The organism is Phycisphaeraceae bacterium (assembly GCA_019636555.1).
Classification (GTDB): Bacteria; Planctomycetota; Phycisphaerae; order Phycisphaerales; family UBA1924; genus JAFEBO01.
The window spans coordinates 733,489-746,579 of the sequence record JAHBXH010000001.1; the positions used below are offsets into that span (position 1 = coordinate 733,489).

Here is a 13,091-nt window from a genome sequence, read left to right on the forward strand (position 1 = left end):
GTTCAATGCTCGGTCAAATCGGACACGCTCGACTCGGGGTTTGCCTGCGCCTGAGCGGCATCGCCGTGATAGCGGCCCGCGATGGTCGATTGCTTCATCAGAGGGTTGGCCCAGATCGCCAAGACGACGACGCCGCCAGCCGAAAGCAGACCGGCGAAGCGACGCGAAACAAAGGGATTGTCCACGGCGACTTCACCCCGCACGGCGGGATCTTCGAGCAGCGGGTAGGCCATCAGCCGTAGGTAGTAGAACGCCGCGATCGCCGAGTTGATCGCAAGCACGATGACGAGAGGGATTTCGCCGGCGGAAATGCCGCTGGTGAAGAGGGGAAGTTTGCCGAAGAAGCCGAGCAGCGGGGGAAGACCGAGCAGGCTGAGCGAGCAGAGCACCATCGTCCACCCCGCCGCGGGATGGGTGCGGCAGAGCCCGCGCAGGTCTTCGAAGCTGTCGAGCTCGCGCGGCTCGCTGCCATCGGGCGAGGGTTTCTCGACCGAAGCGAGCGCCGCGAACGCGCCCATGTTGGAGACGCCATATCCGAGCAGATAGAAGAGAACTGCCGCGATCCCGCTGCCGGTGAACGAGCCGTCGCCGGGGCCGACGATGACGCCGACAAGCATGTACCCCGAGTGAGCGATGGAGGAGTATGCGAGCGTGCGCTTCGCGCTTGATTGGAGGATGGCGAGCACGTTGCCGACGGTCATGGTCAGCGCCGCGATCACCCAGAGCAGGAGCCGGAGCGAATCGGGGAGCGAGGCGCCGCTCGGCCCAAAGTGCCAGCCGACGAGCCCGACGATGAGCAGGATCGCCAGGAAGCCCGCGGTCTTGGGGACGAACGCGAGCATCGCCGAGACACCGGACGAAGCGCCCTGGTAGACGTCGGCCGTGTAGAAGTGCATTGGAACGGCGGCGATCTTGAAGCAGAGCCCGAGCACGGAGAGCATGATGCCCGCGAGCGCCAGCGTCGAGATCCCGCCGGCGCTGAGCGAATCGTGGATGCGGTTGAGGTTGGTGGTGCCGGTCGCGCCGTAGAGCAGAGCGAATCCGTAGAGGAAGATCGCGGCGCCGAGCGCGCCGAGGAAGAAGTATTTCACCGCGGCTTCCTGCGAGCGGTGACGCGATGTGCTGATCGCGACCATGATGTACGTCGGAAGGCTCGTCAGTTCGAGAGCAAGGAAGAGCCAGATGAGATCGTTGGCATCGGCAACGAGCAGCAGACCGGTGATCGAAAAGAGGAAGAACGAGTAGAACTCGGCGCGATTGGAGCGAAGCGGGTTGAAGCCTCCCTTGCCCGAAGCGATGCGAGTCTCTTCGAGCCGATCGACCGTTCCGGCAAGGAGCGGCAGAAGCATGAGCGCGACGAGACAAATGAGCGTCTTGGCGTACGGAACCATCGTCGGGAGCATCATCTGGCCGGCCGCCGCGGTCGCGGCGGGAGCGCCCCATGCGCCCGGCGTCGTGAACGCCGAGAGCCAGCCCGCGACGAGAAGCCCGATTGCGCCGACCCAGGCCGAAGACTTGCGGATGGAAAAGCTGCGCGAGAGCCCGAGCACCATTACGATGCACGTCGTGGCGAAGAGCGCGATCTCGGGCCAGAGGAATGCGAGGCGTCCGATCATCGCGAAACCTCCCGCAGTTCAGACGCCACGGAAGCGGTCGCGGTGGGTCTTTGGCCGTCTGATTCGATGGGATTCTGGCGTGCCCACTCGACTGCCGTGACGGTTTGGTTGACGGGGCCCTTGAGAGCGTCAAAGAGCGGCATCGGGTAGAGCCCGAAGATCAGGCAGGCGAGCGCGAGCGGCACGAGCGCCGTGATTTCACGCGCGGTGAGATCCGGCGGAAGAGAGCCGTGTTCGTCGTGTGAATCGTGCCCGTGCGCGCTGGGCTCGCGGAGCGGACCGAACACGACCTTGCCGACCATGATGAGCAAATACATCGCGGCGACGATCACGCCGAAACCGGCAATGAGTGCGTACCACGGACCGAGGTTGCCGGCGGTCGCTCCGGGGACAGGGTTGCCGCTGCTATTCCAGACGCCTGCACCGGCAACTCCCCAATTGCTGCTCGCCTGGAATGTTCCGAAGATGCAGAGGAATTCGCTGACGAATCCGTTCAGGCCGGGCAGGCCGACCGAGGACATGACAAAGAAGACCATGAACGTGGCCCAGATCGGCATCTTTGCCGCGAGCCCGCCGAGGTCTTTCATGGAGCGAGTGTGATACCGCTCGTAGACAAAGCCGACGCACAGGAAGAGCGCGCCGGTCGAAAGACCGTGATTGATCATGTAGAGGATGGAGCCCTGAAGACCGGCGGTGTTGAGTGCCGCGAGGCCCAGGATGCAGAAACCAAGGTGCGCGACCGACGAGTACGCGACCAGTTTCTTCATATCGGTCTGCACCCAGCAAATCAGCCCGCCGTAAAGGATCCCGATGATGCAGAGCACGGCGATGAACGGGGCGTAGTGAATAAACGCATCGGTGCAGAAGGGGAGCGCGAAGCGGTAGATTCCGTACGTGCCGAGTTTGAGCAGCACGCCCGCCAGGATCACCGAACCCGCTGTTGGCGCTTCGGTGTGGGCGAGAGGCAGCCACGTGTGCACCGGGAAGAGCGGCACCTTGACAGCAAAGCCCGCCATCAGTGCGAGGAGCACCATCGACTGCTGCGCGAGCGTGAGGTGGCTGATCGCGGCGTTCTGGAGCGTTGCGATGTGGAACGTCCACGTGCCCGCGCCGGGGAACGAATCGCTCGGGAGCCCGGCGTTCACCCACGCGACATAGACAAGCCCGGCGAGCGCGATCATCGAGCCGGTGAATGTGTACAGGAAGAACGTCGTCGCGGCGCGTTTGCGGTTGGTTGATCCGTAGAGGCTGATCAGGATGTACATCGGGATCAGCGTGAACTCGAAGCAGACGTAGAACAGGATCAAGTCGCGAGCGACAAAGACGCCGACCATGGCGGCCTGAAGCACGAGCATCCATGCGTAGTACGTCCGCACCCGGTTGGTGATCGCGGTCCACGATGCGAGCACGCAGATCGGCCCGAGCAGTCCCGTGAGCGCGATGAGCAGGAGCGAAACCGAATCAACACCCATCGAAACCGAAATGCCCAGCGAGGGCAGCCACTCGATGTGATTGGGAAACTGGAAATCGGCTCCGTTGTTCCAGTCAAACCGCATGAGCGAGAGCACTGTGAACGCGAGCGCGAAGAGCGAGCCGACGAGCGCCGTGGCTCGGGCGCGCTTTTCGGGCGAGAACGCGACGACGAGCGCGAAGATCAGCGGAATCACGACCAGCAAGCCGAGCATCCACGTGTCGAGGAAGCCCGGGGTCGCCGTGATTGCCGCGGCATCGGAGATTGGTGTTTCGGGGCTCTGCATGAAACTCAAAGACTCCGGAAGTCAGATCAGCGAAGGGTCAGCATGAAGACGATGAAGAGCAGCAGCGCAACGCCCGCGGCCATTCCCGCGGCATAGCCGTGCAATTCGCCCGATTGCGTCGGCCGGATGGTGTTGCCGATCCAGTGCGGTATTGCGCCGAACAGACGCACCATCCCGTCCACGATCAGCTTGTCGAAGAGATGGAAGATGTGCGCGAGAATCAGCAGCGGCACACGGATCGCCAGGTTGTAGAACTCGTCCACGTACCACTTGTGCTGCGCCCAGCTCGGGATCGGGCCGAGCTTGGGAAGCAGTGCATCGGCCTTCGAAGTCGCGGCGGTCGTGCGCCCGACGTAGTGCAGCCAGAACGCGATGAAGATGCCTCCGAAGCCGAACGCGCCTGAAACGTAGTACAAAACCGCGTGCGGGTTCCAGCCGAGGAAAGTTCCCGCGTGCGCGTCGGGGTTGTTGATTGCGATCGATGTGGGGACGTACGACGGTGGAGAGTGGGCGTCCGGCCCTTCGTGTCCGCCGTCGCCCTCTCCTTCGTGCGCATCGTGATGTGAATAGGGCGACTGATATGCCGCGGAAGACTGCATGACCATTTCGGGCACCACGCCACCCTCGACATGGGGCGAGCCGGGAAGATTGGTGAAGTTCAGGGCGGTAGCGCCGAGCGACATGAGGCTCAGCGTGAGCAGGACCGTGTTGATCGCCCAGCCGGGCGCGTGCGGATGGAAATGGCCGCCGTGCCCGTGATCGTGGTGGGCGTGGTCGTCCTGAATGTGATTGTGATCGTCGTGTCCCGAGCCGTGTGCATCGTGCGCGTGATCATCGTGCGCCGAGTGCAGTTCATCGCCCGGCTGATACTCGAGCGGTCCGACAATGACTCGGAAGAAGACGCGGAAGGTGTAGTACGCCGTGAGGCCCGCCGTGATGAGCAGGATCCAGCCGACCGGCGCCATCCCCGGCGTCAGAAACGCCGAACCGATGAGCATGTCCTTGCTGAAGAAGCCCGAGGAAAATGGGAAGCCCGAAAGATTGAGGCAGCCGACGAGCATGCCGAACGAGACGATCCCCCAGCCCTTGAGCCGTCGCAGGCCGCTCAGCTTGCGAAGGTCGAGCTGTCCGGCGAAGCCGTGCATGATGGCGCCGCAGGAAAGGAACAGGAGCGCCTTGAAGAACGCGTGCGTCACGACGTGGAACGCGGCACCGGTGCTCGTGAGCGCGCCAAGGCCGGCGAACATGTAACCGAGCTGGCTCACCGTCGAGTACGCCATGATGCGCTTGATGTCGAACTGCGCCATGCCGATCGTCGCCGCGAAGAACGCCGTGAGAGCGCCGACCCACGCGACCAGCGGCAGCGCGATCTCGCTGAGCAGGAAGAGCGGGTACATCCTTGCGACCAGATACACGCCCGCCGTCACCATCGTCGCGGCGTGGATGAGCGCGGAGACCGGAGTCGGTCCTTCCATGGCGTCGGGAAGCCAGACGTACAAGGGCAATTGCGCGGACTTGCCGAATGCGCCGATCGCGAGCAGGATCGGGATCAACTGCACCAGGAACGGAATTTCCGAATAGCGCCCGGCCTTGGCGGCCTCGATGTACGGCTGCGCCGCGTGGAAGATCTCGCGGTATTCGATGCTGCCGAAGTGGACGAACGTGAGCCCGATTCCCATCAGCAGGCCGAGGTCGCCGATGCGGTTGAGAATGAAAGCCTTCTTGGCCGCCTCGACCGCCGAAGGCTTTTTGTAGTAATAGCCAATGAGCAGATACGAGCAGAGGCCGACGCCTTCCCAGCCAAGGAAGAGCAGGAGCAGGTTGTCGCCCATCACGAGGCACGACATGCTGAAGACAAAGAGGTTGAACGCCGCGAAGAAGCGGCAATAGCCCGTTCCCAGGTCCGGGCTCATGTACTCGCTGGCATACAGCGCGATGAGAGCACCGAGCCCTGTGACAAACAGCATCCACAGGATCGTGAGCGAATCGATGTAGAGCGAGAAGTTGCCGATCAGCCGCTGGCCGGGCTGATCTCCCCATTCGAGAACGAACCACTCGAAGCCGGGCGTGATCAGCGGCGCGTCGGATCGCGCAAGAAACAGCCTGACGGCGACGATGAAGGCGCCGGCGAGGCAAGCGACCGTCAAGAAAGCCGGAGCCTTGCTCTTGACGCGCAAGATCGCGCAGATCGTGCAGAGCAGCACACCCAGCATGGGCAGCGCGAGCAGGAGCAGCGCTTCCGCGGGTCCGAATAGGATCGGGCTCAGCGCCGGTGCCGCGCCCGATCCGGTCGAGGTGCTGGCGAGAGTAAGTGTAGAAAAAAGAGTCGTCACGATTGCTCCGCGGGCGGCGTCAGGAAACCCTGCCGCCGGTTCAGCCCTTCAACTCCGACCATTCCTCCGCGTCCAGGCTTTCCCGCCTGCGGAAGAGCAGCACGACCAGGGCGAGCGCCATCGCCGCTTCTGCCGCTGCCACCGTCACGATGAAGATCACAAAGCTCTGTCCGGTCATGTTCATGTGAAAGCGGCTGAACGCGACGAGCGCGATGCCCGCTGCCTGGAACATCAGTTCGGTGCACAGGAACATGATGATGAGGTTGCGCCGGGTCAGGAAGCCGATGAGGCCCAGCGAGAACATCGCGGCGGAAATGAACAGGTAGTGCGCGAGCGTGATGCCCTGAACCGCCGCGGGAAACCCGTCCTGAGCAAGAACGGCAATGTTCATGGATTGGTCTCCACACCCTGCGCGACTTCCGCGGCGAGGCTGCGCGCGTGGCGCGCCTTGGCATCTTCGTCAAGCTGGACTTGCTTGCGACTCAGAACGACTGCGCCGAGCATCGCCATCAGCAGGATCACGCCGGCGATCTCGATCGAACCCGGGTGATCGCGCAACAGATTGAAACCGACCATCTCGACGTTCGACACGGCCAAATCCGCGGGGAGCGCCAAGGTTTGAACCTCGCCGGCGGAGTTTCGGACCTGTACGGTCTTCGCTGCAAAGTCCACGATCGCCTCGCCGTGCTCATCGATCGCGACGATCGTTCCGCTGGGCAGTTTGCCGCTTTCCCGTAGCGACGACTCAATCTTCCGTGGCATTTCCGCCAAGAGCGACTGCCCGCCGGGGCTCTTTTGCGATGGAAGAGCGTCCATTCCTTGGAACAGCAGGGTCGTCAGCACGGCAAGCAGCACAAAGCCCGCGGCGGTCGCCACGACCGGCTCGCGCGCCTGCGTGTCGTAATCGGCAAGAGCGTTTTCGAGACCCTCGGTCGGCGACTGAGTCGCCAGCATGATCACGAACAGGTAGGTAATGAGGATCGCCCCGGCGTACACGATGACGAGCGCGAAGGCCATGAATTCGGCCGACAGGATCAGGAACAGACCGGCCGTTGCGAGAATGCTCAGGACGAAATAGAGCGCCGCGTAGACCGGGCGCGGGTGGGTGATGACGCGGAGCGAAGCACCGAGCGCCACCAGCCCGAACACATAGAAATAGACGGTCGGGGAATTGCCGGCGCCGAAAAACCCGCCCGCCTTCAGACCCATCGCGATCAGGACAATCGCGCCCGCGATCGACGCGAGCAGGGCGCCGAGAATCTGCGGGTTCTTGCCTTCCCTGCGGGGCAGCGCGAGGCAAACGCCGAGCGCACCAAGGCCGCATGCCGCGTAGAGAGCAAGTGGGTTGATGATTTGATCCAACGATGGCCCCTTCGGGCGAGGCCCGTATGAGCCGAGGGGCCACGGCCCCTCGCTCGCCCGACTTGGCAACACACGCCGCCGAACAAACACCGCCGACAAGCGATGCCCCTAGCCCCGCACCTCCTGCCGGGCGAAGGGCAGAGGATAGTGGGAACCAACTGGGTCTTCAACTGCAGGGAGCGCCGGAAGAGGCGTCTTGTCGTTTGTTCGGGCGTTCCACGTTTGACGGAATTCATCTGATAGGCGATGTGCCGACGGGTACGCTTGCACGCGTGAACGCCGAGCCAGGTATCGCAACTCCCCCGTCCGCTTTGCGTGCGAGCGCGCCAAGGGTGGGGTGGCGGGTGGCGGTTCCCAATCTCCTGACCCTCGCCCGGTTGCTTCTGGCTGGGGGGCTTATCACCCTGCTTTCGCTCTGGCGCTACCCCAAATTGGATGAGCAATTCGCCCCTCCGACGGGCCCGATGATCTGGGCCTGCCTTCTTTTTTCTCTCGGCGCCCTGACCGATCTTCTCGATGGGCTTCTGGCCCGGAGGTGGGGCGTGATCAGCCGATTCGGGCGGATCATGGACCCGTTCGCGGACAAACTGCTCGTCGTGGGGGCGTTCGCCATGATGGCCGGGCCGGCGTTCGACGTCCAACTGTCCAGCGGCAAAGCGCTGCAGGTCAGCGGCGTCATGCCCTGGATGGCCTTGGTCATTCTCTCTCGAGAATTGCTTGTCACCACCATCCGCGCCGTGCTCGAGGCCCGGGGGATCGATTTTTCCGCCACGCTCAGCGGCAAGGCAAAGATGGCCGTGCAGTGCACCTGCATCATCTCGGTTTTTCTTATTCTGGCGTTCGCCAGTCCCATGCCCCTCATGCCCGCCCGCAAATTCATCGACGCCATGGTTTGGACTTCGGTGATCGTGACCGCACTCTCGATTGTTCCGTACGCGATCCGTGCGGCGCAGGCCAGCGCCTCTTCTCTTTAGCCCGACATGCCCACTTCAAGCAAGTTGCTCTGGATCACGACCTTCGGGCTGGGTCACATGCGCCCCGCGAGTGGAACCTGGGGCTCGTTGCCGACGGTTGTCCTTGCGGGCGGATTGATCTATTTCGGGTGCGGTCCGGCGCAATCGCCAGTCATTTTTAACGCGGCGCTCATCGCGTGGTGCATCATCTTTTCTATGGGATGTCTTATTCAAGGCGTCGCGGCAGAAGCGAAGTTCGGAAAGAAAGACCCATCACAGGCTGTCGCCGATGAAACGGCGGGGCAGGCGATTGCCTGCCTTTTCCTTCCCGCGGCGATCGAGCAAAGCACGTTCACCGCGCTGCTCGCGTTGTCAGGCGCATTCCTCGCCTTTCGAATCTTCGACATTCTCAAAATCTGGCCCGCGCGGGGGCTTCAGCGGCTTCCGGGAGGAGCCGGGATCCTGGTGGATGATCTTGTCGCCGGGGTGCAGGCTCTGCTGGTCGTGCAGCTGATCGCGCGAATCCTGTTGCGGTGAAAACCCAAGGAGTTTGCATGGGATGCATACTCGTCCTCTTCGCGTTGTTCTTGCCGCGGGTGACGCTGTTCTGCCTTTGGCTCTTTGGCGATTGGTTGCAGAGGGCGTTCGCCGGCCATTTCATTTGGCCCCTGCTCGGGTTCTTTTTCGCACCCTACACGACGCTCGCCGTGGCGTTTGCCAATCTGCACGGTGGGGTGCAGGGCGGCTACGTGATCCTCGTGATCATCGCGGCGCTGTTTGATCTCGGCAGCCTCGGCGGCTCGTCACGTCACGTGCGCAAACGCCAAATCGCGGGGTAGCAAAGACACGGAGAGAACGCGGAGATGCGGAGAAGGCGGAGTTGCGCGGAGCGGAAGTGGGTCAATTCGAATGGCGAGCTTCACTCTGCGAAATCACACGGCCCTTTCTCCTCAACAAATCAATTCTCTTCCGGACTCTCCTCCGCGAGCCTCCGCAAACTCCGCCTCTCCGCGTTCTCTCGTAATTTTTTTCGCACCGGCAAACGTCACACCTTGCGATCGAGCAACCGGTACTGCACCGCTTCACCGATGTGCTCGGAAGTCACGACATCGGATTCCGCGAGGTCCGCGATCGTGCGCGCGATGCGCCGGATCTTGTCGAACGCCCGCGCCGAAAGGCCCATCTCGTTCATCGCCTGTCCGAGCATCGTCAGTGCGTTCTCGTCGAGATTCGCCATCTCGTCGAGTTTCTTGCCGCTGAGCCGCGCGTTGGGGGTTTCGCCCTGACGTGCGTGTTGGCGGGCGCGAGCTCGCGCGACTTGCTCGCGCATCTGCGCCGTGGTTGTGCCGCTCGCCTGTTCGTTGCGGCGAGAGAGTTCGCGGAACGGCACGGCCGGCGCTTCGATGTGAATATCGATCCTGTCGAGCAACGGCCCGCTGAGCTTGGCGAGATAACGCTCCATCTCGATGCGCCCGACTTCGCCCGGCGCCACATCGCCCCGGGGCGTCGGGTTCATCGCGGCGACCAGCATGAAATTCGCCGGAAATCGCACGGCGCTGTGGGAGCGCGCGATCGTCACGACGTGGTCTTCCATCGGCTGGCGCAGCGTTTCGAGCACGTCGCGCGGGAACTCCGGCAATTCATCGAGAAATAGCACGCCGTGGTGCGCCAGGCTGATCTCGCCCGGGCGCGGGATCATGCCGCCTCCGACGATCGCGGCGCCGCTCGCCGTGTGGTGGGGCGTGCGCACCGGCCTTGTCGCGATCAGCCCCTGACCCGGCGCAAGCTGGCCCGCGGCCGAATAAATCCGCGTGACCTGGATCGCCTCGTCGGGAGTGAGCGGAGGCAGCACGCCCGGCAGCGCTTTGGCCATCATCGTCTTGCCCGTGCCGGCCGGGCCGAGCATGACGAGGTTGTGCCCGCCCGCGGCGGCAACCACGATCGCTCGCTTCACCGTCTCCTGCCCTTTGATCTCGCCGAAGTCGATCGGCGAGGTCGCTTGCTTCAGAAGCTGCGCAACATCGGGCGATGGAAACGGCGCGGGCTCGAGATGCCCGGTCATGAGCCCGACGACTTCGGCGAGCGAGCGCGCGCCGAGCACGGCGATTCCTTCGACAACGGCGGCCTCGGCCGCGTTTTCGTAGGGGATGATCACGCCCTCGAAGCCCTTGGCCTTGGCGAGGGCCGCGAGCGCGATCGCGCCCTTGATCGGGCGCAGCCTCCCATCGAGTGCCAGCTCGCCGGCAAAAAGAAACCTGCGATGATCGATTCCCGGGGCTTCTTCGACGAGCGTTCCCGAACGCGGCGTCTTCTTCTCTGAGTTGGCGGCCTTGAGAGGCGCGCCGATCCCCTGCACCAGCAGCGCACCGATGGCGATGGGCAGGTCGTAGACCGGCCCTTCCTTGCGCACATCCGCCGGCGCGAGGTTGATGATCGTGCGGCCTTGCGGAAAAAAGTAGCCGCTGTTCACCATCGCGCTGCGCACGCGCTCGAGCGACTCTTTCACGGCGGCGTCGGGCAGACCGACGATCGCCGCGAAGCCGTGGTCGTCCTCGTTCTTGGGCTCGGTGTGATCGACTTCGATTTCGCAGGGGAGCGCATCGATTCCCTGCAGGAGCGAGGATTGGACACGGGCGAGCATCGCGGCAGTCTACCGAACGAACGACGATCGGCAAACGAGATTTTCGGGGTCCGTAAGATGCGCCTTCGCCTCATTCCGAACACAATCCGAATGCATGACAGAAGCAGAAAAGAGCTATTGGCCACCAAAAACCAGAACCCGACTCAAAAAAAGTGAATTTTCATCTAAATCTCTTTTCACAAGATGCCGTCTCGGGTAGGCTCTGGCGTCGGCTTGGGGAGAGAGAGACAAGTCGCGCGGCCGCAGTGTTTTCCGCCATTGCGCCAACACAAGCGTGTTTCTCCCAAAGCTGGTCGGACGCCGTCTTCGGGCTCATTGTGGGCACGGGCGTGGAGCATCGGACCTTGTTTGGAGAGAGAGACATGCGTAGCACGACTTCTGTTCTGACGGCGATGGCGTTGGCTGTCGCGGCCGGGGCGAACATTTCATCTGCAGCCTTGCTGTATGGTGGCGGCACCGAAACGGCTTCCCGCTTCAACCCGGGCGCCGGCGCGATCACCTACATGAACTGCTTCACCGCAGTGACTCCCGCGCAGACCCAGTTGGTGGTGACGAACGTCGTGGTCGGTATTCGCCGGCTGACGGTCAGCGGCTCATTGGTTGATGTCGGCATCAACATTTATGCCGCGCAAATGACTTGGGATGGCACGACTTTGGGCCGCGGTGCGAACCACCTGATTTATTCGCAGGCTTCACTCGGCGGTGGCGCCGCGACGATCACGCAGCTCGTCAACACCGGCCCGATCAGCAGCCCCGCCATCAATCTTGAACTGGCGACCAATCCGGGCTTGGGCGGTTGGTGGATCGGCGTCGAGTTCACCGGCGTCAACGCTGGTGACGCCAACAACGGCTGGCGCGTCACGAACGCTCCGACCACGGGTGCGTCGATCAACGGCTTCGGCATTTATAACAACGCGGGCAGCGGCGTGTTCCAGGCGTTGTTCGGCTTCGGCACCCCCGCGGGTTCGAGCCCGAGCCGGTTCCTGACCAACGTCGAAGGAAACCTGGTCCCGGCGCCCGGATCGCTCGCTCTCATCGGTCTCGGCGGTCTCGTTGCCGCCCGCCGTCGGCGTGCGTAAGTTCTGATCCTGATTCAACTTTCAACAGTCGCCCCGCCCTTCGGCGGGGCGATTTTTTTGCTGAACAAAGGTCGAAATCTGAACAAGGGCCGAAAATCTGAAACGACAAACGATTTTGCAGATTTTTGACAAAATAGTCTCAAATTTGCACCATGAAGGCTTTGTGAATTCAGGCTTTTCGCGTATTCTCTTGCTTCGGATTCGGTGGGAGAGAGATCGAAATCGTTCCGGTTTGTCGCGTTTTCCGCCGCGATAGGCCCCTTCCGCTCAGGAAGCGTCGAGCGATCCGTTCCTCTTCCCTCGGGTTCAAACCCGGCGTGGTCTCGATGTGAGACTGCGGGGTGGACTAGTTCGTGCATGAGGGAGAGAGACATGTTGAAGTTGATTTCTGCAGCGGCCGTGTTGGCCATGGCGTCGGGCGCTTCCGCCACGATCCTCTATCAGACGTCGTTCGAAGCCCCGACGTTCAACCTCACGCTCAACGGCGTGGACGGCTGGATCACCCAGGGCGGCGGCGCGATCACCAACAACGCCGCGAACGCGCGCACCGGTTCGCGTTATGTCTCGGTCACCCCGACCACGAGCGGTCAGTGGCAGTGGCAGGGCACGATCGCCCAGTCCGCGGCTTCGCTCGCCGTGAACCCGATCATCCGCGCTTCGGTCTGGGCGCAGATCTTCAACGGCACCACGACCACCAACCTCAAGCGCGCTGGGCTCCAGATGTACAACGTGGCGGCCACCGGCGTGATGGCGGCGATGTACATCGACAGCGACGGCACCCTGACCGTGACCGACGAAGCCGGCAACCAGTTCGCCAGCGGCGCGGGCTTCGTGAACTCCTCGATCTATAACCAGATGCAGATCGAACTGAACTACGCCAACAGCACCGCCAGGTACTTCCTCAACGGCGTTGACCTCGGCGTGGTCGGCACGATCTTCTCGACCGACTTCGGCGATGCCGACTTCTACTCGACCCGCACGACCGGCACCGCCGGCGGCAACCAGATCCGTTACGATGACTACCTCGTCGAGCAGGTCCCGACCCCGGGCACGCTCGCGCTGATGGGCCTCGGCGGTCTCGTCGCCGCTCGTCGCCGTCGCGCCTGAATCGGTCGCGATCGTTTGAGTGATTCCAATTGAATCCGAAAGGCCTCGATCGAAAGATCGGGGCTTTTTTTGTGTGCTTCCATCGCCACCAGTTGGGAATGTCTGGCCTCGTTGCACTCGCGTATCGAGTTCGCGACGCGAGGTCTTCTAGGCTTTCCTGAGATGCAGCATCTCGCACATGCCCAGGCGGCGCAGCACATTTCATCAGGGCGCTTGCCCCAGGCCTCCGCGATTCTCAGGCGC

The 13,091-nt window shown here is 62.9% G+C and carries 11 protein-coding genes; 5 read left to right on the forward strand and 6 right to left on the reverse strand.

The genetic code is table 11. The features are described from left to right. Positions 1-2: 2 nt before the first annotated feature. Genes KF691_03040 through KF691_03060 form a run of 5 tightly spaced genes read right to left on the reverse strand, consistent with a single transcriptional unit; the run spans position 3 to position 7,068 of the window. Entirely contained in the window at positions 3-1,616 is a 1,614-nt protein-coding gene (locus KF691_03040) for an NADH-quinone oxidoreductase subunit N (GenBank protein ID MBX3388413.1), read from the reverse strand. Further along, the gene (locus tag KF691_03045) at positions 1,613-3,373 is read right to left on the reverse strand and encodes an NADH-quinone oxidoreductase subunit M (GenBank protein MBX3388414.1); all 1,761 of its coding nucleotides are present in this window, start codon (positions 3,371-3,373) and stop codon (positions 1,613-1,615) included. The genes KF691_03040 and KF691_03045 overlap by 4 nt, the downstream gene beginning before the upstream one ends. Positions 3,374-3,399: 26 nt before the next feature. Continuing rightward, complete coding sequence (gene nuoL, locus KF691_03050; protein MBX3388415.1) at positions 3,400-5,706, reverse strand: NADH-quinone oxidoreductase subunit L; 2,307 nt, start codon at positions 5,704-5,706, stop codon at positions 3,400-3,402. 40 nt (positions 5,707-5,746) lie between these two features. Then, positions 5,747-6,097, reverse strand: a complete 351-nt coding sequence (gene nuoK, locus KF691_03055) for an NADH-quinone oxidoreductase subunit NuoK (protein MBX3388416.1) — start codon at positions 6,095-6,097, stop codon at positions 5,747-5,749. Next, the gene (locus tag KF691_03060) at positions 6,094-7,068 is read right to left on the reverse strand and encodes an NADH-quinone oxidoreductase subunit J (protein ID MBX3388417.1); all 975 of its coding nucleotides are present in this window, start codon (positions 7,066-7,068) and stop codon (positions 6,094-6,096) included. The genes nuoK and KF691_03060 overlap by 4 nt, the downstream gene beginning before the upstream one ends. Before the next feature lie 272 nt (positions 7,069-7,340). Between KF691_03060 and KF691_03065 the strand changes: the two genes are divergently transcribed. Genes KF691_03065 through KF691_03075 form a run of 3 tightly spaced genes read left to right on the forward strand, consistent with a single transcriptional unit; the run spans position 7,341 to position 8,860 of the window. Beyond that, positions 7,341-8,042, forward strand: a complete 702-nt coding sequence (locus KF691_03065) for a CDP-alcohol phosphatidyltransferase family protein (protein MBX3388418.1) — start codon at positions 7,341-7,343, stop codon at positions 8,040-8,042. A gap of 6 nt (positions 8,043-8,048) precedes the next feature. Then, on the forward strand, positions 8,049-8,558 hold the full coding sequence (locus KF691_03070) for a phosphatidylglycerophosphatase A (GenBank protein ID MBX3388419.1): 510 nt from the start codon (positions 8,049-8,051) through the stop codon (positions 8,556-8,558). A 17-nt stretch (positions 8,559-8,575) separates the two neighbouring features. Next, a complete protein-coding gene (locus KF691_03075) occupies positions 8,576-8,860 on the forward strand; it encodes a hypothetical protein (GenBank protein ID MBX3388420.1) in 285 nt (94 codons plus the stop codon). A 206-nt stretch (positions 8,861-9,066) separates the two neighbouring features. On the opposite strand, the gene KF691_03080 is transcribed toward KF691_03075, so the two are convergent. After that, on the reverse strand, positions 9,067-10,662 hold the full coding sequence (locus KF691_03080) for a YifB family Mg chelatase-like AAA ATPase (GenBank protein MBX3388421.1): 1,596 nt from the start codon (positions 10,660-10,662) through the stop codon (positions 9,067-9,069). A 362-nt stretch (positions 10,663-11,024) separates the two neighbouring features. Between KF691_03080 and KF691_03085 the strand changes: the two genes are divergently transcribed. Next, complete coding sequence (locus KF691_03085; GenBank protein MBX3388422.1) at positions 11,025-11,741, forward strand: PEP-CTERM sorting domain-containing protein; 717 nt, start codon at positions 11,025-11,027, stop codon at positions 11,739-11,741. 372 nt (positions 11,742-12,113) lie between these two features. Next, on the forward strand, positions 12,114-12,848 hold the full coding sequence (locus tag KF691_03090) for a PEP-CTERM sorting domain-containing protein (protein MBX3388423.1): 735 nt from the start codon (positions 12,114-12,116) through the stop codon (positions 12,846-12,848). Positions 12,849-13,091: the final 243 nt, after the last annotated feature.